Source organism: Flavimobilis marinus (assembly GCF_900113055.1).
GTDB lineage: Bacteria > Actinomycetota > Actinomycetes > Actinomycetales > Cellulomonadaceae > Flavimobilis > Flavimobilis marinus.
Genome location: NZ_FONZ01000003.1, coordinates 235,504 through 255,132, shown reverse-complemented (window position 1 = coordinate 255,132; position 19,629 = coordinate 235,504). Strand labels below are relative to the sequence as shown.

The 19,629-nt window shown below is 72.8% G+C and carries 19 protein-coding genes; 14 read left to right on the top strand and 5 right to left on the bottom strand.

The annotated features are described in order from the left end of the window. Positions 1-21 precede the first annotated feature (21 nt). The 11 genes from folP (at position 22) to nadC (ending at position 10,382) form a co-directional block, all read left to right on the top strand. Entirely contained in the window at positions 22-837 is an 816-nt protein-coding gene (gene folP / locus BMZ30_RS09885) for a dihydropteroate synthase (protein ID WP_093378059.1), read from the top strand. Then, positions 834-2,006, top strand: coding sequence for a 2-amino-4-hydroxy-6-hydroxymethyldihydropteridine diphosphokinase (folK, locus tag BMZ30_RS09880; protein WP_229828730.1), 1,173 nt, complete (start codon positions 834-836; stop codon positions 2,004-2,006). Before folP ends, folK begins: the two co-directional genes overlap by 4 nt. Next, entirely contained in the window at positions 2,006-2,476 is a 471-nt protein-coding gene (locus tag BMZ30_RS09875) for a DUF3180 domain-containing protein (RefSeq protein ID WP_093378057.1), read from the top strand. Before folK ends, BMZ30_RS09875 begins: the two co-directional genes overlap by 1 nt. Positions 2,477-2,487: 11 nt before the next feature. Next, positions 2,488-2,988 carry a PH domain-containing protein gene (locus BMZ30_RS09870; RefSeq protein WP_093378054.1) on the top strand — a complete coding sequence of 167 codons (501 nt, stop codon included), beginning with the start codon at positions 2,488-2,490 and terminating at the stop codon, positions 2,986-2,988. Next, positions 2,985-4,526, top strand: coding sequence for a PH domain-containing protein (locus BMZ30_RS09865; protein ID WP_229828734.1), 1,542 nt, complete (start codon positions 2,985-2,987; stop codon positions 4,524-4,526). Before BMZ30_RS09870 ends, BMZ30_RS09865 begins: the two co-directional genes overlap by 4 nt. Further along, complete coding sequence (locus BMZ30_RS09860) at positions 4,523-5,485, top strand: Rossmann-like and DUF2520 domain-containing protein (RefSeq protein ID WP_093378052.1); 963 nt, start codon at positions 4,523-4,525, stop codon at positions 5,483-5,485. Before BMZ30_RS09865 ends, BMZ30_RS09860 begins: the two co-directional genes overlap by 4 nt. Next, the gene (gene panC / locus BMZ30_RS09855) at positions 5,486-6,367 is read left to right on the top strand and encodes a pantoate--beta-alanine ligase (RefSeq protein ID WP_093378049.1); all 882 of its coding nucleotides are present in this window, start codon (positions 5,486-5,488) and stop codon (positions 6,365-6,367) included. Then, positions 6,364-6,861, top strand: coding sequence for an aspartate 1-decarboxylase (panD, locus tag BMZ30_RS09850; protein ID WP_093378047.1), 498 nt, complete (start codon positions 6,364-6,366; stop codon positions 6,859-6,861). Before panC ends, panD begins: the two co-directional genes overlap by 4 nt. Further along, a complete protein-coding gene (locus tag BMZ30_RS09845; RefSeq protein WP_093378044.1) occupies positions 6,858-8,552 on the top strand; it encodes an L-aspartate oxidase in 1,695 nt (564 codons plus the stop codon). The genes panD and BMZ30_RS09845 overlap by 4 nt, the downstream gene beginning before the upstream one ends. A 71-nt stretch (positions 8,553-8,623) precedes the next feature. Then, positions 8,624-9,502 carry a M15 family metallopeptidase gene (locus tag BMZ30_RS09840; protein WP_093378041.1) on the top strand — a complete coding sequence of 293 codons (879 nt, stop codon included), beginning with the start codon at positions 8,624-8,626 and terminating at the stop codon, positions 9,500-9,502. After that, entirely contained in the window at positions 9,495-10,382 is an 888-nt protein-coding gene (nadC, locus tag BMZ30_RS09835) for a carboxylating nicotinate-nucleotide diphosphorylase (RefSeq protein ID WP_093378039.1), read from the top strand. Before BMZ30_RS09840 ends, nadC begins: the two co-directional genes overlap by 8 nt. A gap of 11 nt (positions 10,383-10,393) precedes the next feature. Here the strand turns inward: nadC and BMZ30_RS09830 are convergent, their stop codons facing one another. Further along, a complete protein-coding gene (locus BMZ30_RS09830; protein WP_093378036.1) occupies positions 10,394-11,305 on the bottom strand; it encodes a cation diffusion facilitator family transporter in 912 nt (303 codons plus the stop codon). 140 nt (positions 11,306-11,445) lie between these two features. Between BMZ30_RS09830 and lysS the strand changes: the two genes are divergently transcribed. Further along, on the top strand, positions 11,446-12,909 hold the full coding sequence (gene lysS, locus BMZ30_RS09825; RefSeq protein ID WP_093378589.1) for a lysine--tRNA ligase: 1,464 nt from the start codon (positions 11,446-11,448) through the stop codon (positions 12,907-12,909). Positions 12,910-13,065: 156 nt separating this feature from the next. On the opposite strand, the gene mmsB is transcribed toward lysS, so the two are convergent. The 3 genes from mmsB to chvE all read right to left on the bottom strand — a co-directional run bounded on the left by mmsB (position 13,066) and on the right by chvE (position 16,997). Further along, positions 13,066-14,238, bottom strand: a complete 1,173-nt coding sequence (gene mmsB, locus BMZ30_RS09820; protein ID WP_093378034.1) for a multiple monosaccharide ABC transporter permease — start codon at positions 14,236-14,238, stop codon at positions 13,066-13,068. Beyond that, positions 14,235-15,785, bottom strand: coding sequence for a multiple monosaccharide ABC transporter ATP-binding protein (mmsA, locus tag BMZ30_RS09815; RefSeq protein WP_093378030.1), 1,551 nt, complete (start codon positions 15,783-15,785; stop codon positions 14,235-14,237). The genes mmsB and mmsA overlap by 4 nt, the downstream gene beginning before the upstream one ends. A gap of 78 nt (positions 15,786-15,863) precedes the next feature. Beyond that, positions 15,864-16,997 carry a multiple monosaccharide ABC transporter substrate-binding protein gene (gene chvE, locus BMZ30_RS09810; RefSeq protein WP_093378028.1) on the bottom strand — a complete coding sequence of 378 codons (1,134 nt, stop codon included), beginning with the start codon at positions 16,995-16,997 and terminating at the stop codon, positions 15,864-15,866. 364 nt (positions 16,998-17,361) lie between these two features. Here chvE and BMZ30_RS09805 point away from each other — a divergent pair, with 364 nt between their 5' ends. Both BMZ30_RS09805 and BMZ30_RS09800 read left to right on the top strand, forming a co-directional pair. Further along, positions 17,362-17,541 carry a hypothetical protein gene (locus BMZ30_RS09805; protein WP_093378024.1) on the top strand — a complete coding sequence of 60 codons (180 nt, stop codon included), beginning with the start codon at positions 17,362-17,364 and terminating at the stop codon, positions 17,539-17,541. 159 nt (positions 17,542-17,700) lie between these two features. Next, positions 17,701-18,036 (top strand): histone-like nucleoid-structuring protein Lsr2, encoded by a 336-nt coding sequence (locus tag BMZ30_RS09800; RefSeq protein WP_093378022.1) that lies wholly within the window; start codon positions 17,701-17,703, stop codon positions 18,034-18,036. 70 nt (positions 18,037-18,106) lie between these two features. Here BMZ30_RS09800 and xylB read toward each other — a convergent pair whose 3' ends face one another. After that, positions 18,107-19,555 carry a xylulokinase gene (gene xylB, locus BMZ30_RS09795; RefSeq protein ID WP_093378018.1) on the bottom strand — a complete coding sequence of 483 codons (1,449 nt, stop codon included), beginning with the start codon at positions 19,553-19,555 and terminating at the stop codon, positions 18,107-18,109. Positions 19,556-19,629: the final 74 nt, after the last annotated feature.

Sequence of the window (19,629 nt, the reverse complement as noted above, 5' to 3'; positions counted from 1 at the left end):
GCCCTCGGGCGGACCCTGGTGATGGGCGTCGTCAACGTCACCCCCGACTCGTTCTCGGACGGCGGCCGCTGGTTCGAGCCCGCCGACGCCGTCCGGCACGGGCTCGGCCTCCTCGCCCAGGGCGCCGACCTCCTCGACGTCGGCGGCGAGTCCACCCGTCCCGGCTCCGCACGCGTGCCCCAGGCCGACGAGCTCGACCGCGTGGTCCCGGTGGTCGAGGAGCTCGTCGCCCGCGGCGCCGTCGTGTCCGTGGACACCACGCGCGCCGAGGTCGCGGCCCGCGCCGTCGCGGCCGGCGCGGTCATCGTCAACGACGTCTCGGGGGGGCTGGCCGACCCGGAGATCTATGACGTCGTCGCCCAGACGGGCGTCGTGTACGTCGCGATGCACTGGCGGGGCCACGCGGACGTGATGGACAGCCTCGCGACGTACGACGACGTCGTCGTCGACGTGCGGCGCGAGCTGAGCGAGCGCGTGGCCGCGCTCGCCGCGCGCGGGGTGCGCCCCGAGCAGGTCGTGCTGGACCCCGGGCTCGGGTTCGCCAAGCCCGGCGCGGCGAACTGGCCCCTGCTGCGCCGGCTCGACGAGCTGATCGCGCTGGGACACCCCGTCCTCGTCGGTGCCTCGCGCAAGCGATTCCTCGGTACGCTGCTCGCGGGACCGGACGGGCAGGCGGTCCCGCCGCTCGAGCGCGACGGCGCGACGGCGGCGATCACCGCGCTCGCCGCTGCGCACGGCGCCTGGGGCGTGCGGGTGCACGACGCCGCGGGATCCGCCGCGGCGGTCAGGGTCGCCCAGGCGTGGACCGACCCCCGAGAGGTTCTGGAGCTCCCGTGACCTACCTGCCCCCGACAGCCCCGGTGCTCGACGAGCACGGGCGGCCGGCCGACCAGATCCGCCTGCTGGGTCTGAGCGCGACCGGTCATCACGGTGTCCTCGACCACGAGCGGGTGGACGGGCAGACCTTCGTCGCGGACGTGGTGGTGCACGTCGACACCCGGCGGGCCGCGGCCACCGACGACCTGGTCCACACGCTCAACTACGCGAGCCTCGCGCAGGACGTGGTGGCGGTCCTGGCCGGCCCCGCGGTCAACCTCGTGGAGACGGTCGCCGAGCAGGTCGCCGCGCTCGTGCTGGACCGGCCGGGCGTCGTCGCGGTGGACGTCGCCGTGCACAAGCCGGGCGCGCCCGTCCCGGTGCCGTTCACCGACGTGGTCGTGGCGATCCGGCGCGATCGCACCAAGCTGCCCTCCGCGCGGTTCGACCCCACCGCGGCGCCGGCGGCGTCCGTGGCCGAGATCGCGACGCCGCGCACGGTGGAGGACGCCGCGCTGTCCGTCGCGCACGCACCAGTCGAGGACCCGGACCCCGCACCGCCCGCGCCCGACCGGCTGGACGAGACCCCGGGCGGGCCCGTGCGCGCCGTCCTCGCCCTCGGTGCCAACCTGGGCGATGCCCGCGCGACGCTCCGCGAGGCGGTGCACGAGCTCGCCCAGACGCCGGGCATCGAGATGCTCGCCGTCGCACCGCTCGCCCGCACCGCAGCCGTGGGCGGCCCCGAGCAGCCGGACTACCTGAACACGGTCGTGCTGGTGGCCACCGCCCTGTCCCCGCGGCAGCTGCTGCACGCCTGCCAGGGCGTCGAGCAGCGGCACGGGCGCACGCGCGAGGTGCGCTGGGGCGCTCGGACGCTCGACATCGACGTCGTCGACATCGCCGGGATCGTCGCGGTGACCGACGACCTCGAGCTGCCGCACCCGCGGGCCAACGCACGTGCCTTCGTGCTGCAGCCGTGGGCCGAGGTCGAGCCCGGGGCCTTCCTGCCCGGTCTCGGTGGCGGTCCCGTGGACGCGCTCGCGGCCACCGCCCCGGATCGCGACGGCGTGCGCTGGCTCGCGCTCGACTGGCTGAACGAGGCCCCTGCGCCGGTCGCCGCGCCAGCCCGTCCGGCCGCGCACGCGGAGCCGCCCGCGCCGCCCGTCCCGCTGCCGCCCGAGCCCTCCTGATGCAGCCTGTCCGGATCTCGCGCCTCCTCGCGCTCGCGCTCGCCGTCGCGCTCGGCGGATGGGCCGTGCTCCTGGTCCTGGCACCGCAGGGGATCCGTCCGGGACCCGTGCCGGTGCTGGCCGACGCCGTCGTGCTGGTGATCGCGGCGGGCACGCTGGTCGCCGGGTTGCGGGTGCGCTCCTACCTGCGCGGGCGCAGGCCCGGGCTCGACCCCGTCGTCGCCGCACGGACCGCGGTCCTCGCGCAGGCCGCGGCGCTCACGGGCGCGCTGCTCGTCGGCTGGTACAGCGCGCAGGTGCTCGTCACGGTCGGGGACCTCGAGATCGCGGCGTTCGCCGCGCGGGCCCGCGCCGCGGGCGCCGCCGTGCTGTGCGCGCTCGTGCTCGGCGTCGTCGGCGTCGTGGTGGAGCGCTGGTGCCGGATCGACTCGCCGCATGACGACGAGCCGGGCGACGGTCAGCCAGCCTGAGCAGTGGCAGGATGGGCGCCATGACTGAACCCACAGGCCTGTTCGACCCGGACGGCATCGTCTGGCAGCGCGTCTCGGGGCGCCTCGTCACGGCGCGGCTGATCTCGCTCGGGATCGGGATCGGGTTGCCCGTGGTCGTGCTCGCGGTCCTGGCCGTCCTGCTCACGCCGTGGCTCTGGCTGCCGGCGGCGGTCCTCCTCGTGATCGGCGTCGCGTGCGCCTCCGTGATCGCCCGCCAGGTGCACGCCATCGGGTACGCGGAGCGCGCCGACGACCTGCTGATCCGCAAGGGCGTGCTGTTCCGCTCGCTCGTCGTCGTTCCCTACGGCCGCATGCAGTTCGTCGACGTCTCCGCCGGCCCGCTCGCCCGCGCCCTCGGCATCGCGTCGGTGCAGCTGCACACGGCGTCGCCCACCACGGACGCGTCGATCGACGGTCTCGAGCCGGGCGAGGCCGCGCGCCTGCGTGACCGCCTCGCCTCCCGCGGCGAGGCCCAGCTGGCCGGCCTGTGAGCGCCGTCCCGCCCCCGCCGCCCCCCGCTCCCGCGGCGCCGTCCGGCGAGACCGCAGCGCCCCCGCTCGGCGTGCCCGACGACGGTCTCGACTGGCGGCGCATGCACCCGGTCACCCCCGTGGTCCGCGGCTGGGGCGTGATCGTCGTGCTCTTCCTCGTCGGCTTCAACCAGGTCGCGACGGACGTCGAGGGCGCGGGCGAGGTCGTCTCGTCCGTGAACCCGCTGTGGTTCGTCGGCGGGCTCGCGTTCTTCGCCCTGGTGGTCTTCCTGTACTCCGCCCTCGCCTGGCGCATGATGCGCTACGCCGTGGGCGCCGAGGCCGTGCACCTGCGGCAGGGCATCGTGTTCCGCCAGCAGCGCCAGGCCCGCCTGGACCGCCTGCAGGCCGTCGACATCGTGCAGCCGCTCGTCGCCCGGATCTTCGGCCTGGCGGAGCTCCGGCTCGAGGTCGCCGGCGGAGCCGACTCCGCGGTCAAGGTCGGGTTCCTGAAGATCGGCGACGCCGAGACGCTGCGGGCGGAGCTCCTCGCGCGCGCCGCCGGCGTCACCGTCGCCGAGGGTGAGGCCGCGCCCGTCGCCCCGGAGGAGCAGGTGATCCAGGTCGAGCCCGGCATGCTGGTCGGCTCCCTGCTGCGCACCGGTGCCCTGCTCGCGTTCCTCGCGATCCTCGTGGGGCTCGGCGTCGCTGCGGTGCTCGCGCACACGGCCGCGCCCCTGCTGTCCGCGATCCCCGGGCTGATCGGGTTCGGCTCCTACCTCGCGCAGCGGTTCGTCGGCGAGTACGGGTTCGTCGGCGCCGTCTCCCCGGACGGCATCCGGCTGCGTCGCGGCCTGCTCGAGACCCGGTCGCAGACCATCCCACCCGGACGCGTCCAGGCGATCCGGCTGAGCCAGCCGCTCCTGTGGCGCCGCAAGGACTGGTGGCGCGTCGAGGTCAACGTCGCCGGGTACGGCTCGATCACGGCGGACGCGAAGTCCAGCTCGCAGGTCCTGCTCCCCGTCGGCGACCGTCGCGCCGCGCTCGACGCGCTCTGGCTCGTCCTCCCGGACCTCGGGCTGACGGACGCCCTCGCGGTCCTCGACGAGGCGCTCGTCGGCAGCGGCCCCAGCGAGACCTTCACCACGAGCCCGCGCAGCGCGCGGATCCTCGACCCCCTGACGTGGCGGCGCAACGGCTTCGCGGTCGCGCCCCGCGCGCTCCTGCTGCGCCAGGGCCGGCTGGTGCGCCAGCTGGTCGTCGTCCCGCACGAGCGCACCCAGTCCCTCGGGGTCGAGCAGGGGCCGCTGCAGCGGCGGCTCGGCGTCGCGAGCTTCGCCCTGCACACGACGGTCGGGCCGGTCACCCCGCAGATCGCGCACCTCGCGGAGGCCGACGCCGCCCGGCTGCTCGCCGAGCAGGACGAGCGCGCCCGCACCGCCCGCAACAGCGAGGGCCCGGAGCTGTGGATGCGTCAGATCGCCACGGAGCCCGTGGCCGAGGTCGTGACGGAGCCCGTGACCGAGCCCGCGGCCGAGCCCACGGGGGACGGCGCGTGAGCGCTCGGCCCGCGCGGCTCGGCGTCGGGGTCGTCGGTGCCGGCCGTGTGGGCGCGGTGCTCGGGCACGCGCTGCGCGCCGTCGGGCACGCGGTGGTCGGCGCGAGCGGCGTGTCCCAGGACTCGCTCGAGCGCATCGACACCCTGCTTCCTGGCGTGCCGGTGCTCGAGGTGCCCGAGGTCGTGCGTCGGGCGGAGCTCGTGCTCGTGACCGTGCCCGACGACGAGCTCGAGGGCGTCGTCGGCGGGCTCGCGGCGCTGGGCGCCTGGCAACCCGGTCAGCTCGTCCTGCACACGTCCGGTCATCACGGCACCGCGGTGCTCGCTCCCGCGGCGGCGGCCGGTGCCATCACGCTCGCCGTGCACCCCGCGATGACCTTCACGGGCACGTCGCTCGACCTCGCCCGCCTCGAGGGCACGAGCTTCGCCGTGACGTGCGCGCCCGCCCTCGAGCCCATCGGCCAGGCGATCGTCGTGGAGATCGGTGGCGAGCCCGTGATGATCGACGAGGCCCAGCGGCCGCTGTACCACGCCGCCCTCGCGCACGCCTCGAACCATCTGGTGGTGCTCGTCGCCCAGGCAGCCCACGCCCTCGCGGCCGCCGGCGTCGCCGAGCCCGGCCGGATGCTCGACGCCCTCGTGCACGCGAGCCTCGACGGCGCGCTCCGGGCGGCCTCGACCGACGCCTCCGGCGACCCGGCCGGCCTGCCCGGCCCGGGTGCACCGGGAGCGATCGCGGCCCTCACCGGACCGGTGTCGCGGGGTGACGTGGGCACCGTCCGCGGGCACCTGGAGGTCCTCGCGGCGTTCGGTGCCGACCACCAGGGGCCCGACCTCCCCGCGAGCTATCGCACGTTGGCGCGCGCGGCGACGTCGCGCGCGCTGGCCGCGGGCCGCCTCGGCGAGGCGCAGGCCCGCGACCTCCTCGACGCCCTCGACGCCCTCGACCCGGAGCACTAGATGACCACGCTCGTCCGCACCCGCGCGGAGCTCGACGCCGCCCTCGCCTCCCCGCCGCGGGGCCGCCGCGCGGTCGTCATGACGATGGGCGCCCTGCACTCGGGCCACACGAGCCTGGTGCACGCGGCGCGGGATCTCGTGGGGCCGCACGGCCAGGTCGTGGTCACGGTGTTCGTCAACCCCCTGCAGTTCGGGCCCAACGAGGACTTCGCGCAGTACCCGCGCGACCTCGAAGCAGACCTCGCGACGCTCGCCGCCTCCGGCGCCGCCGTCGACCTCGTGCTCGCCCCCGACGTCGCGGAGGTCTACCCGGGCTACCCGGACGCCCCGCTCGTGCGGGTGAGTGCGGGCCGGCTCGGTGAGGTGCTCGAGGGGGCCTCGCGCCCGGGCCACTTCGACGGTGTGCTGACGGTCGTGCTCAAGCTGCTGCACCTGGTGCAGCCCGACGTCGCGGTCTTCGGGGAGAAGGACGCCCAGCAGCTGCTGCTGATCCGGCGGATGGTCACGGACCTGGACGTGCCGGTCGAGGTCGTCGGCGTGCCCATCGCCCGGGCGGACGACGGCGTCGCGTTGTCCTCGCGCAACGCCTACCTCTCCGCGGCGGAGCGGGAGAGCGCCCGTGCGCTGTCGGGCGCCCTGCGGGCCGGCGCGGCTGCGGGTGCCCTCGGGGCCGAGGCCGTGCGCGCAGCGGCCCAGGAAGTCCTGGCCGAGGCGTGCCTCACACCTGACTACCTGAGGCTCGTCGACCCGACTACGGTGGACGAGGTGCCCAGCGATCACGGCGGCCCGGCGCTCCTGCTGGTCGCCGCCCGCGTGGGCACGACCCGCCTGATCGACAACATGGCCGTGCAGGTCACGGACCCAGGAGAGACGACTCGATGAGCACTCCGCGCACCCCGCGCACCACCCCCGCCTCGCTGCAGCGCCCCATGATGATCGCGAAGATCCACCGCGCGACCGTGACGCAGGCGGACCTCCACTACGTCGGCTCGATCACCGTGGACGCCGACCTCCTCGCCGCCGCGGACCTCATCCCCGGCCAGCAGGTCGACGTCGTCGACGTCACCAACGGCTCCCGCCTGACGACGTACGTCATCCCCGGCGAGGCCGGGTCCGGGCAGATCTGCATCAACGGTGCGGCGGCGCACCTGATCAACCCGGGCGACATCGTCATCCTCATCGCCTACGGCACGCTGTCCGACGCCGACGCGCGCACGTTCCTGCCGCACGTCGTGTTCGTCGATGCGGCCAACCGGATCGTGTCGGTCAACGAGGAGCCGGGTCTCGTGCCGGACGGGTACGGCCTCGAGGCCTCGGGCCTGGCGATCACCCCGTTCCAGCACCCGGACACCGACCCTGAGGCGGACCGCGGATGACGCAGCTGGCGCGGCGGCTGCACGCCCCGCAGCCCGGCTGGACCACCACGGCCGACGTCGTCGTCGTCGGCTCCGGCATCGCCGGCCTCACCGCGGCGCTCGAGCTGCGAAGCCGCGTGGACCGCGTGCTGCTCGTCACCAAGGGCGAGCTGTCGTCGGGCTCGACGGTGTGGGCGCAGGGCGGCATCGCCGCGGCGCTGGACCCCGCCGACTCGCCCGCGGCGCACCTCGCGGACACCCTCGAGGCCGGTGCCGGCGTCTGCGACGCGGCAGCCGTCGAGCTGCTCGTCACCGAGGGCCCGGAGCGCGTGCGGGAGCTGGTCGCGCTCGGGGCGGCGTTCGACCTCGAGCCCGGCGGCGACATCGCCCTGACGCGCGAGGGCGGGCACCGGGCCGACCGGATCGCGCACGCGGGTGGCGACGCGACCGGCGCGGAGATCTCCCGTGCCCTGGTCGCCCAGCTCGAGGCCGTCCGGGACGACCCGGGCATCGACGTCATCGAGCACGCGCTCGTCCTCGACCTCCTCACGGGTGAGGCGGGGCCGGACGGCGCGCCGGGTGCCGTCTGCGGCCTCACGCTGCACGTGATCGGCGAGGGCACGCGCGACGGCGTCGGAGCCGTCCGTGCCCGCGCCGTCGTGCTCGCCACGGGGGGCATCGGGCAGGTCTTCCGCTCGTCGACGAACCCCGCCCAGGCCACCGGCGACGGGACGGCGCTCGCGCTGCGCGCCGGCGCGCGCGTGGGGGACATGGAGTTCGTGCAGTTCCACCCGACGGTCCTGTGGCTCGGTGCCGGCGTGAAGGGCCAGCTGCCCCTGATCTCCGAGGCCGTCCGGGGCGAGGGCGCCTGGCTGGTGGACACGGACGGGCTGCGGTTCATGGTCGACGTGCACCCGCTGGCCGAGCTCGCGCCGCGGGACGTGGTCGCGCACGCGATCGTGGGTCGCCTCGCCGCGACCGGCTCCGACCACGTGTACCTCGACGCCCGACACCTGGGCGCCGACTTCCTGCGGGGACGGTTCCCCACGATCCACGAGCGGCTGCTCGCGCACGGCATCGACCTCACCACGGACCTGGTCCCCGTCGCACCGGCCCAGCACTACCACTCGGGCGGCGTGGTCACCGACGTCGACGGACGGACCTCGGTGCCCGGGCTCTACGCCGTCGGAGAGGTGGCCTGCACCGGCGTGCACGGCGCGAACCGGCTGGCCTCGAACTCCCTGCTCGAGGGCCTCGTGTTTGCGCACCGGGCTGCGCGCGACATCGGCGCGCGCCTCGCCGCCGGCGAGCTCCCGCCGCTCGACCCTGCCCCGGTCGCCGGCCCGGCCGCGCTCGTGACGGCCGCGGCGCGGTCCGGCATCCAGCGGGCGGCGGCGTTCGGCCCGGGCGTGGTCCGGTCCGCGGGCGGGCTCGAGGCCGCGGCGGCGCGGCTGGCCGCGGTGCGCACCGACGCGCACCTCGTCGACGGCACGGGCGCCCTCGTGCAGACCGTGCCGCAGGTCGCGGAGTGGGAGACCACGAACGTGCACCAGGTCGCCACGGTGCTCACGGCCACCGCCCAGGAGCGGACCGAGAGCCGAGGCGGCCACTTCCGGCAGGACTTCCCCGCGCAGGACGACGCGTGGCGGCTGCGCATCGAGGCCTGGCTCGACGTCGACGGCACCCTGCGCCTGGAGCGCACCGCGCTCTGAGGATGCGGAGGGCTTGTGCACGTCGTCCACCAGGGTGGACGCGTGCGGGGCCGGCGGGTGATGCTGGGACGATGCGTCGCCGTCGTGCCCTCCTCGTCCTCGCCGCCGGTCTGCTGGCGGCCGGGCCGGTGCTGCCCGCGCACGCCTCCCACGAGCCCGAGAAGCGCGTGGCCGCGACCATCACCGAGCACTGGCGCTCGCTGCGCGCCGAGCGCGGGTTCCTGGGCGAGCCGCTGGGCGAGCTCCGCTGCGACCCGGCGGTGACCCGCTGCACGCAGGGGTTCGCGGGGGGCTCGATCGTGTGGGAGCCCGCACGCGGCCCGTACCTGGCCGCAGCCGACCGCGCGGCCAGCCGGTACGCCGTCGTGAACAAGCATCGCCCGCTCCCGGAGGGCTACGCCCCGGCCAGGCTGCGCGAGGTGGCGCCCGGGCACCGGCTCGTCCCCGCGGCCGCGCGCCAGGCGAAGGCTCTGCTGGCCGCCGCTGCGGAGGACGGTGTCGCTCTGCGCGTGGCGAGCGGCTACCGCTCCACCGACCACCAGGCCGCGGCGTTCCGACGCTGGACCCGCGAGCTCGGGGCCGAGCGTGCGGCTCAGCAGTCCGCACGGCCGCGGCACTCGGAGCACGAGACCGGCCTCGCCATGGACCTGCTGCCCGCGAGCGGCCCCTGCCAGGAGTTCGGCTGCTTCGCCGACACCGAGCACGCGGGCTGGCTCGCCGAGCACGCGTACGAGCACGGCTTCGTCGTCCGGTACCAGGAGGGCCAGGAGGACGTCACCGGCTTCACGTACGAGCCGTGGCACCTGCGGTTCGTCGGCGAGCCGCTCGCCCGGGACCTGCGCGCGCTCGGCAGCGACAGCCTCGAGGAGCACCTCGGCCTGTCGCCTGCCCCGGCGTACGCGGCGTCGCTGCCCCGTGACCGGCAGCCGCTACGGTGGTCGGGTGACTGACCTCGACCCGTCCTGGCTCGCCCGCACCGTGACGACCGCCCTCGACGAGGACCTCGGTCCCGGCGTCGGGCGGGACGTGACCACCCAGGCGACCATCGCCCCCGACGTCGCCCGCACCGCCCATCTCGTCGCACGGCAGGACGGCGTCGTCGCCGGCCTCGCCGTCGTCGCCGAGACGCTCGCGCAGGTCGCGCGCCGGTTCGGCCTCGCGGCCGCCACGGTCGAGCTCCGGGTCGCCGACGGTGCGCGCGTCGCCCGGGGGGACGTGCTCGCCGTCGTGCACGGTCCGGTGCAGTCCCTGCTGATCGCCGAGCGCACCCTGCTCAACCTGGCCTCGCGGGCCTCGGGCGTCGCCACCGCGACGCGCGCGTGGGCGGACGTGCTCGACGCCGCGCCGCGCGCCGACGGCACCCGCGCCACCGTGCTGGACACGCGCAAGACCACCCCGGGCCTGCGCGAGCTCGAGAAGTACGCGGTGCGCTGCGGGGGCGGCACCAACAAGCGCATGGGGCTGTACGACGTCGCGATGGTCAAGGACAACCACGTCGTCGCCGCGGGCTCGGTGTCCGAGGCGATCGCCCGCGTGCGCGAGCGGTTCCCGGACGTCGCCGTGCAGGTCGAGGCCGACACCACGGACCAGGCGGTCGAGGCCGTGCGCGTCGGCGCGGACTTCCTGCTGCTGGACAACATGCCCGACGACGTCCTGGCGGCCACGGTCGCGGCGGTGCGGGCGCTCGACCCGGCCGTCGAGCTCGAGGCGACCGGCAACCTGACGCTGGACCGCGCGGCCGCCGTCGCCGCGACGGGCGTGGACTACATGTCCGTGGGAGCGCTGACGCACTCCGCCCCGATCCTCGACCTCGCGCTCGACCTGCAGTAGCAGCGGCCGGGCTACCGGTGCCCGGCGGCCTCGTGGTCGCCGTGACCGACCGGCTCGAGCTGGAACGTGCAGTGCGACGTGTCGAAGTGCTCGCCCAGGCACGCGGCGAGGGCGTCGAGGACCTCGCCGGACCGGTTCTCGGCGAGGCACGCGTCGTCGACGACGACGTGCGCGGACAGGACGGGGACACCCGACGTGATGGTCCAGGCGTGCAGGTCGTGCACGTCGACGACGCCGGGGATCTCCCGCAGGTGCGCCCGCACGACGTCGAGGTCGATGCCCTTGGGCGTGGCCTCGAGCAGCACGTCCAGGACGTCGCGCAGGAGGGACCAGGCGCGCGGCAGGATGAACGCGCCGATCGCGACCGACGCGACCACGTCCGCCCGCGCGTACCCGGTGGTGGCGATGACGATGCCCGCGACGATCACGGCGACCGAGCCGACGAGGTCGCCGAGCACCTCGAGGTACGCGCCCCGCAGGTTCAGGCTCTCCGCCTGGCCGCCGCGCAGGATCAGCAGGCAGACCAGGTTGGCGAGGGCGCCCACGGCAGCGACCACGAGCATGACCCCGGTCTCGACCGCGGGCGGGTCGTTCCACCGCTGCACCGCCTCGACGACGACCCACACGCCCAGGACGCCGAGCAGCAGCGCGTTGACGAGCGCCGCGAGGACCTCCGCGCGCTGCAGGCCGAACGTGCGGGCGCTGGTGGCGGGCCGGGTGGCGAGCGAGGCGGCGATCAGCGCGATCGCGATCCCGCTCGCGTCGGTCAGCATGTGCGCGGCGTCCGCGAGCAGCGCGAGCGAGCCGGACACGAGCCCGCCGACCACCTGGGCGACGACGACCGTCGCCGTGATGGCGAGGACGATCACGAGGCGTCGTCGGTGCTGCCCCGTGGCAGTGCCGTGCGCGTGATCGTGACCCATGCCGCCATGCTAGCCAGGGGCTCACGGGCGACCAGCGTCGGTACGATGGCCAGGTGAATCCCCAGAGCCCCGCGCCCGAGCCCACGACCGCACCGGACCAGCCCGCCGTCGGCGCCCTGGCCGACGAGCTGCCGGAGCAGATGCGGGTGCGGCGAGAGAAGCGCGAGCGCCTGATCGAGCGCGGCGACGAGGCCTACCCGGTGAGCGTCCCCGTGACGCACACGATCGCCGCCGTCCGCGCGGACTACGCGCACCTGGCCGATGGCGAGGAGACGGACGACCTCGCCGGCGTCGCCGGGCGGGTGGTGTTCCTGCGCAACACCGGCAAGCTGTGCTTCGTCACGGTGCAGGACGGCGAGGGCAACCGCCTGCAGGTCATGCTCAGCCAGGCCGTCGTGGGGGAGGAGAGCCTCGCGCGGTTCAAGGCCGACGTGGACCTCGGTGACCACCTGTTCGCGCACGGACGGGTGATCTCCTCGCGCCGGGGCGAGCTGTCGATCTTCGCGGACGACTGGAAGATCGCGTCGAAGGCGCTGCGGCCCCTGCCCGTCCTGCACAAGGAGCTGTCCGAGGAAGCGCGCGTGCGCCAGCGCTACGTCGACCTCATCGCCCGCCCGGCGGCGCGTGACGCTGCCCGGCTGCGCTCCGCCGTCGTGCGCTCGCTGCGGGACAACTTCCACCGGCGGGGCTACCTCGAGATCGAGACGCCGATGCTCCAGACCATCCACGGCGGGGCGTCCGCGCGGCCGTTCGAGACGCACATGAACGCGTTCGACATGGACCTGTTCCTGCGGATCGCGCCCGAGCTGTTCCTCAAGCGCGCCGTGGTCGGCGGGATCGAGCGCGTGTTCGAGATCAACCGGAACTTCCGCAACGAGGGCGCGGACTCCACGCACTCGCCGGAGTTCGCGATGCTCGAGGCGTACGAGGCCTACGGCGACTACAACACGATGGCGGCGCTGACGAAGGACCTGGTGCAGACCGCGGCCATGGAGGCTCTGGGCACCACGCTCGTCACGCTGCCCGACGGCGAGGAGTACGAGCTCGGCGGCGACTGGGCCGAGCTCAGCATGTACGACTCGCTGTCCGAGGCGCTGGGGGAGGAGATCACCCATGACACCCCGGACGCGGTGCTGCTCGGCTACGTCGAGAAGTTCGACCTCAAGATCGACCCGAAGAAGCAGAACCACGGCAAGCTCGTCGAGGAGCTGTGGGAGCACCACGTGGGCGACGGGCTGTACGCGCCGACGTTCGTGCGGGACTTCCCGGTCGAGACGAGCCCGTTGACCCGGGACCACCGGAGCAAGAAGGGCCTGGTGGAGAAGTGGGACCTGTACGTGCGCGGCTTCGAGCTGGCCACGGCGTACTCGGAGCTCGTGGACCCCGTCATCCAGCGCGAGCGCTTCGAGGCGCAGGCGCGGCTCGCGGCCGCCGGTGACGACGAGGCCATGGTGCTGGACGAGGACTTCCTCACGGCCATGGAGCACGCCATGCCCCCGAGCGGCGGCATGGGCATGGGCCTGGACCGCCTCCTGATGGCCCTCACGGGCCTGGGCATCCGCGAGACCATCCTCTTCCCCCTGGTCAAGCCCACCCAGCACTAACCACCCCCACCCCATCGCTGAGTGCGGACTTTTAGCGGTCTTTGCGACGGCGAACACCGCTAAAAGTACGCACTCAGCGTCTTGTGGTGGGTAGGGGAGAAAGACAGCGGCGCCCCTCCCCGGGTGGGGAGGGGCGCCGTCGTCGTGCGGCTAGGGTCAGACCGCGCCGGTCTTGCGCTTGTTGAGGATGTCGAACGCGACGGCCGCAAGGAGCACCAGACCCTTGATGGTCTGCTGCCAGGCGGCGTCGACGCCCATGATCGACAGGCCCATGTTGAGCACACCCATGATGAGCGCACCGATGATCGCGCCGGTCACCTTGCCGACACCACCCGTGACCGCCGTACCACCGATGAAGGCGGCGGCGATCGCGTCGAGCTCGAACATGTTTCCGGCCGAGGCGACGGCGGAGCCAGCACGCGCGGTCGTGACGATGCCCGCGACCGCGGCGAGGACGCCCATGTTCACGAAGATCATGAAGTTCACGCGGCGGGTGTTCACACCGGACAGGATGGCGGCGGAGAGGTTGCCACCGATCGCGTAGATGTGGCGGCCGAACACGGTCTTGTTCATGACGAACGTGTAGATGACGACGAGCGCGCCGACGATGACCAGGACGATCGGCGTGCCGCCGGCCGACTTGGCGAGCAGGTACGTGATGAACCCGATGAGCAGGCCGATGACGACGAGCTTGCCTACGAACGCCACGAGCGGCTCGGCGGCGAGGCCTTCGCGCTGCAGGACGCGGCGCGAGCGGAGCTGACCGAAGATGAGCCCACCGATCGCGACGCCGCCGATCAGCAGCGTGAGTGCGTCGAGGTCCCCGGCGAAGCCGAGGACGTTCGGCAGCGAGCCCTTGGAGATCGCGTTGAACTCACCGGGGAAGCCCGAGATGGTCGTGCCCGCGATGACGATGGCGAGACCACGGAAGATCAGCATGCCGGCCAGCGTCACGATGAACGCGGGTATCCCCATGTAGGCGATCCAGAAGCCCTGCCAGGCTCCGACCAGGGCGCCGATGCCGAGCCCGATCACGACCGCGAGGAGCCACGGGATCTGCTCCTGCACGATCAGCACGCCCATGACGCCACCGACGAAGGCGACGACGGAGCCGACCGACAGGTCGATGTGCCCCGCCACGATCACCATGACCATGCCGATGGTCAGGATGAACACGTACGCGTTCTGCTGGACGAGCGCAGCCACGTTGTTCGGGATGAGCAGGCGGTTGTCCGTGAGGAACTGGAACACCACGACGATGATGATGAGCGCGGCCATCATCCCGTAGTCGCGGAGGTTCTTGCTGAGGTACTGCGTCAGTGCGCTCATGCCTGAGCACTCTCCTTCTCCATGGTCATGTAACGCATCAGGGACTCCTGGTCCGCTTCGCCGCGGGGCAGCACCCCGGTGATCCGGCCCTGGCTCATCGCGAACACGCGGTCGCAGATGCCGAGCAGCTCGGGGAGCTCGGACGAGATCACGATCACGGCCTTGCCCTGCTCCGCCAGCTTGTTGATGATCTGGTAGATCTCGTACTTCGCACCGACGTCGATGCCGCGGGTGGGCTCGTCGAGGATGAGCACGTCCGGGTCAGCGAAGATCCACTTGCTCAGGACGACCTTCTGCTGGTTGCCGCCGGACAGCTTGCCGGTGACGGCGTCGACGCTGGGCGCCTTGATGTTCATGTCCTTGCGGTAGCCCTCGGCCGTGCCGACCTCGGTACGGCCGTCGACGACGCCGAACCGGGACAGCTTCCCCAGCGCGGACGACGAGATGTTGCGCTTGATGTCCTCGATGAGGTTCAGGCCGTACCGCTTGCGGTCCTCAGTCGCGTACGCGATGCCGGCGTTGATCGCCTGCTTCACGGACTTCGGGGAGATCTCCTCGCCGTCCTTGACTAGGCGGCCGGAGATGTTGCTGCCGTAGGAGCGGCCGAACACGCTCATCGCGAACTCGGTGCGGCCGGCGCCCATGAGCCCGGCGATGCCGACGATCTCGCCCTTGCGGACGTCGAGGTTCGCGTTGTCGACGACGACGCGCGAGTGGTCGTTCGGGTGGTGCACGGTCCAGTTCTCGACCCGCAGAGCCTCTTCGCCGATCTCGGGCGTGCGCTCGGGGTAGCGGTTCTCGAGGCTGCGGCCGACCATGGCGCGGATGATCCGGTCCTCGGTCACGGGCTCAGCGCCGTGCATGTCGAGGGTCTCGATCGTCTGGCCGTCACGGATGATCGTGGTGGAGTCGGCGATCGCGGCGATCTCATTGAGCTTGTGGGAGATGATGATCGAGGTGATGCCCTGGCCCTTGAGGCTGCGCATCAGGTCGAGCAGGTGGGCGCTGTCCTCGTCGTTCAGGGCCGCGGTGGGCTCGTCGAGGATCAGCAGCTTGACGCGCTTGGAGAGGGCCTTGGCGATCTCGACGAGCTGCTGCTTGCCGACGCCGATGTCCATGACCTTGGTGTCCGGGTGCTCGGTGAGGCCGACGCGGGCGAGGAGCATGGCTGCCTCGCTGTTCGTCTTGTGCCAGTCGATCACGCCGCCCTTGGCGCGCTCGTTGCCGAGGAAGATGTTCTCCGCGATCGACAGGTACGGGCTGAGCGCGAGCTCCTGGTGGATGATGACGATCCCGCGCTCCTCGGAGTCGCGGATCGTGCGGAACTCGCAGGGTTCGTCCTCGAAGAGGATGTCCCCGGTGTAGGAGCCGTGCGGGTAGACACCGGAGAGGACCTTCATCAGGGTCGACTTCCCGGCGCCGTTCTCGCCGCAGATGGCGTGGACCTCGCCGCGGGTGACCTGCAGCGTGACGTCCTGGAGTGCTTTGACGCCGGGGAACGTCTTGGTGATTCCCCGCATCTCGAGAATGACGTTGTCCGTGGACATGGTGCTCATCCTGTCGTCGGAATGGCCGTGGGAGAACCCTGCCGGCCGCCCGTGACGGGCGGCCGGCAGGGTCAGGTGTCACAGCCCGAGGTCAGAAGCCTCGTAGAAGCCGGACTCGACGAGCGCGGACTCGACGGTGTCCTTGGTGACCACCTGCGGGGGCAGGAGGTAGGACGGCACGACCTTCTTGCCGTTGTCGTACGTCTCGGTGTCGTTAACCTCGACCTCTTCGCCCTTGAGCATCTGGTCGACCATCTTGGCGACCTGGTCACCGAGGGTGCGGGTGTCCTTCCAGACGGTCATGGCCTGCTTGTCGGCCAGCATGTTCTGGACGTTCGCCTGGTCGGCGTCCTGGCCCGTCACGAGGGGCCAGTCGTTGCCGGGCTCGTAGCCAGCGGCCTCGAGCGAGGACTCGATGCCCAGGGCGAGCGAGTCGTTCGGGGACAGGACGACGTCGACCTTCTCGTCGCCCGTGTAGAACGAGTTCAGGCGGTTGTCCATCTCGGCCTGGGCCTTCGCGGACTCCCAGCCCTGGATGCCGATGGTGGTCCACTCGTCGAGCGAGGCCGGAGCCTTGCCGGACGGGACGACGAGCGTGCCGTCCTCGACGTACGGCGTCAGGACGTCCCACGCACCCTTGAAGAAGAAGCGGGCGTTGTTGTCGTCCGGCGAACCGGCGAAGGGCTCGAGGTTGAACGTCTCGTCCGTGCCCTCGAGGCCGAGCTGCTCGACGATGAACTCGCCCTGCAGGTTGCCGACCTTCTCGTTGTCGAAGGTGGCGTAGTAGTCGATCGCGTCGGTGCCGTTGATGAGGCGGTCGTAGGCGATGACGTCGATGCCCGCGGCGGCGGCAGCGTCGAGAGCGGGCGCGAGGGCCTCACCGTCGATCGCGGCGACCACGAGGATCTTCGCGCCCTGGTTGACCATGTTCTCGATCTGCTTGATCTGCTCTTCGACCTTGTTGTCCGCGTACTGCAGCGAGGTCTGGTAGCCCGCGTCCTTGAGAAGCTTCTCGAGGTGCGTGCCGTCGTTGTTCCAGCGCTCGAGGCTACGGGTCGGCATGGCGATGCCGATCATGGCGTCGGACGCGGCGGCGGCGCCACCGGTCCCGGTGCTCGCGGGGGTCTCTTCGCGCTCGGAGCTGCAGGCAGCGAGGCCGAGCATCAGCGTGGCGCTGGCGGTGATCGCCAGCATCTTCTTCGTCGTGGACATCCTTGGCCAATCCCTTCGGGTTCGTGAGTCCGGACGGCAGGCCGTCCGGGGCGGGGAGCGCCAACGTTGGCGATCCTCGTGGTTCCCGCCACGCTGCTGTGCGGCGCGGGAACCGCGGTCAGCTCCTCGTCACTGAGGTCGTCGTCATCGCCGATCCTGCCAGCGCTGGCGGTGCCAGGTCCGACGACCCAGCCGATCTCCGATTAGTTGACCGCCCTAACATATCCCCTAGAAGTCGCTCTGCAAGCGCTTACCGGTAACGATCTGACAACGTCCTCGTGATCGTTCGGTGCCCCCGCCGGAGCGATCCAGGCCCGCATGGGCGGAAGGTCCCAGGTGGTTGGCGGCGGCGTAGCATGGTCGGGTGGACCTCGTTCTCGACGCTCTCGCCGCCCTGCTGCCCTCGGCCGGGGTGCTCGCGCTGTTCGCCGTCGCGATCCGCGCCGTGATGCGTGCCGACAGCAACGAGCGCGCTGCGGTGGCGGAGTTCGAGCGCACCCAGGCGCAGGCGGCGACCCAGACGTCAGCCACCCCCCGCGACTGACGCCGCACACCGCCGTCTCTTCCTCCGCTCTTTGCGGACGGTCGCCTCCGAATACCTCCGCATTGTCCACCGCCGCGCGCCATTCTTTGACCGCGATCATCCCGGGACGCATAATGCTAGGGAACGATGTCCCAAAACATCTCTCCCGAGGGAAAACACATGGCACAGAAGGTCCAGGTCATCCTGGTCGACGACATCGACGGTGGCGCGGCGAACGAGACCGTCACCTTTGGTCTCGACGGCGTCACCTACGAGATCGATCTCAGCACCGAGCACGCAGCCGAGCTTCGGGAGGCCTTTGCCTCGTGGGTCGGGCACGCGCGAAAGACGGCACGGGGCGCGGCGCCGCGCACCGCAGCGCGTTCCGGCCGGACCCGGCGCTCGACGTCGGACGCGAACGAGATCCGCACGTGGGCCCGCGAGAACGGTCACAACGTGAATGACCGCGGCCGTATCTCCGCCGAGATCCGTGAGGCTTACAACGCGGCGCACTGAGCCGCAGCGCACGACGCAAAGCGCCCCCGACGAGAACTCGTCGGGGGCGCTTTGGCGTTCCAGATGCGCCCTACTGCGGACGGTGGTATGTCATCTCGCGCACCGCGGCATACTGCCCGCGCACGAGCGCCGTCATGGCACGGCCCTCGTCCGAGGAGTCGGCCGGGAAATGCTCGACGCCTTCTTCCGGCTGCCACGCGGGTGCCGAGCCGGTGAGGGCCCAGACCGCCTGGCGGGCTGCGCCGTCGGCGACGTACTCCCCGGGCCGCGGGACGGTGACGTCGAGGCCGAACACGATCGGGGCGATCGCACGGACGGCGGGGGACTGGGCCCCGCCGCCGATCAGCTGCAGCGTCCGCGGCTCGAGACCGCCGCGCACGAGCTCGTCGAGGCCGTCGGCGAGGGCGCAGAGCATGCCCTCGATCGCCGCGCGCGCCACGTTCGCGGGCGTGGAGTTGCCGAGCCGCATGCCGTGCAGCGCGGCGGTCGAGCGCGGCTTGTTGGGGGTGCGCTCGCCCTCGAAGTAGGGCACGAGCACGAGGCCTTCGGCGCCGGCCGGCGCCGTCAGCGCGAGCCGCGCGAGCTCGTCGTAGTCGACGCCGAGCATGCGGCACGCGACGTCGAGCACGCGCGAGGCGTTCAACGTGCACACGAGCGGCAGGTACTGCCCGGTCGCGTCGGCGAAGCCCGCGACCAGGCCGCTCGGGTCCGTCGTCGGCTGCGGGGAGACCGCGCACACGACGCCCGAGGTGCCGAGCGAGACGGACACGTCGCCCGTGCCCAGGCCGAGGCCGAGGCTCGCGGCAGCGTTGTCGCCCGCACCGACGCCGACGACGGCACCGCGGCTGAGCTCGCTGTCGGTCGTCCCGGCGTGCTCGCCCGGACCGAGGACGACCGGGAGCGTGACGTCGTGCCCGAGGGCGCGGACGAGCAGGTCGCGGCGGTACTCGCCCGTGGCGGGCGACCAGTAGCCGGTGCCGGACGCGTCCGAACGGTCGGTGCGCAGGTCCTCGAGGGAGCGGGCGCCGCACAGTCGCCAGGTCAGCCAGTCGTGGGGGAGGGCGACGGCAGCGACGCGCGCTGCGTTCTCGGGCTCGACCCGTGCGAGCCAGCGCAGCTTCGTCACGGTCAGCGAGCTCACGGGGACCGAGCCGATGGCCTCGGCCCACGCAGCGGCACCGGCGACCGGGTCGCCGTCGCCGAGCTCTGAGATCAGCTCCTCGGCGTCGCGCGCGGAGCTGGTGTCGTTCCACAGCATGGCGTCGCGGATCACGGCGCCGTCGGCGTCGAGGGCGACCATGCCGTGCTGCTGCCCGCCCACGGAGATGGCGGCGACGTCGTCGAGCCCGCCGGCTGCGGCGACCGCCTCGACGAGGGCGTCCCACCAGGCGTGGGGGTCGACGGTCGTGCCGTCGGGGTGCTTGGCGCGGCCCTCGCGGACGAGGGCGCCGGTCTCGGCGTCACGGATGACGACCTTGCAGGACTGGGTGGAGGAGTCCACCCCGGCGACGAGAGGCATCGAGGGCCTTTCCGGTTCAGGGGGTGCGGAAACGGCCGCCGTGCGCGTGCACGGCGGCCGGTCCGGGTCCCACG

Excerpts from the sequence above, each read along its gene's own strand:
- panD (WP_093378047.1), top strand. The coding sequence starts at position 6,364 with ATGAGCACTCCGCGCACCCCGCGCACCACCCCCGCCTCGCTGCAGCGC.
- mmsA (WP_093378030.1), bottom strand. The coding sequence starts at position 15,785 with ATGTCCACGGACAACGTCATTCTCGAGATGCGGGGAATCACCAAGACG.
- BMZ30_RS09870 (WP_093378054.1), top strand. The coding sequence starts at position 2,488 with ATGGGCGCCATGACTGAACCCACAGGCCTGTTCGACCCGGACGGCATC.
- BMZ30_RS09840 (WP_093378041.1), top strand. The coding sequence starts at position 8,624 with ATGCGTCGCCGTCGTGCCCTCCTCGTCCTCGCCGCCGGTCTGCTGGCG.
- chvE (WP_093378028.1), bottom strand. The coding sequence starts at position 16,997 with ATGTCCACGACGAAGAAGATGCTGGCGATCACCGCCAGCGCCACGCTG.
- folP (WP_093378059.1), top strand. The coding sequence starts at position 22 with ATGGGCGTCGTCAACGTCACCCCCGACTCGTTCTCGGACGGCGGCCGC.
- mmsB (WP_093378034.1), bottom strand. The coding sequence starts at position 14,238 with ATGAGCGCACTGACGCAGTACCTCAGCAAGAACCTCCGCGACTACGGG.
- panC (WP_093378049.1), top strand. The coding sequence starts at position 5,486 with ATGACCACGCTCGTCCGCACCCGCGCGGAGCTCGACGCCGCCCTCGCC.
- lysS (WP_093378589.1), top strand. The coding sequence starts at position 11,446 with ATGCGGGTGCGGCGAGAGAAGCGCGAGCGCCTGATCGAGCGCGGCGAC.
- BMZ30_RS09830 (WP_093378036.1), bottom strand. The coding sequence starts at position 11,305 with ATGGGTCACGATCACGCGCACGGCACTGCCACGGGGCAGCACCGACGA.
- BMZ30_RS09845 (WP_093378044.1), top strand. The coding sequence starts at position 6,858 with ATGACGCAGCTGGCGCGGCGGCTGCACGCCCCGCAGCCCGGCTGGACC.
- BMZ30_RS09875 (WP_093378057.1), top strand. The coding sequence starts at position 2,006 with ATGCAGCCTGTCCGGATCTCGCGCCTCCTCGCGCTCGCGCTCGCCGTC.
- BMZ30_RS09800 (WP_093378022.1), top strand. The coding sequence starts at position 17,701 with ATGGCACAGAAGGTCCAGGTCATCCTGGTCGACGACATCGACGGTGGC.
- xylB (WP_093378018.1), bottom strand. The coding sequence starts at position 19,555 with ATGCCTCTCGTCGCCGGGGTGGACTCCTCCACCCAGTCCTGCAAGGTC.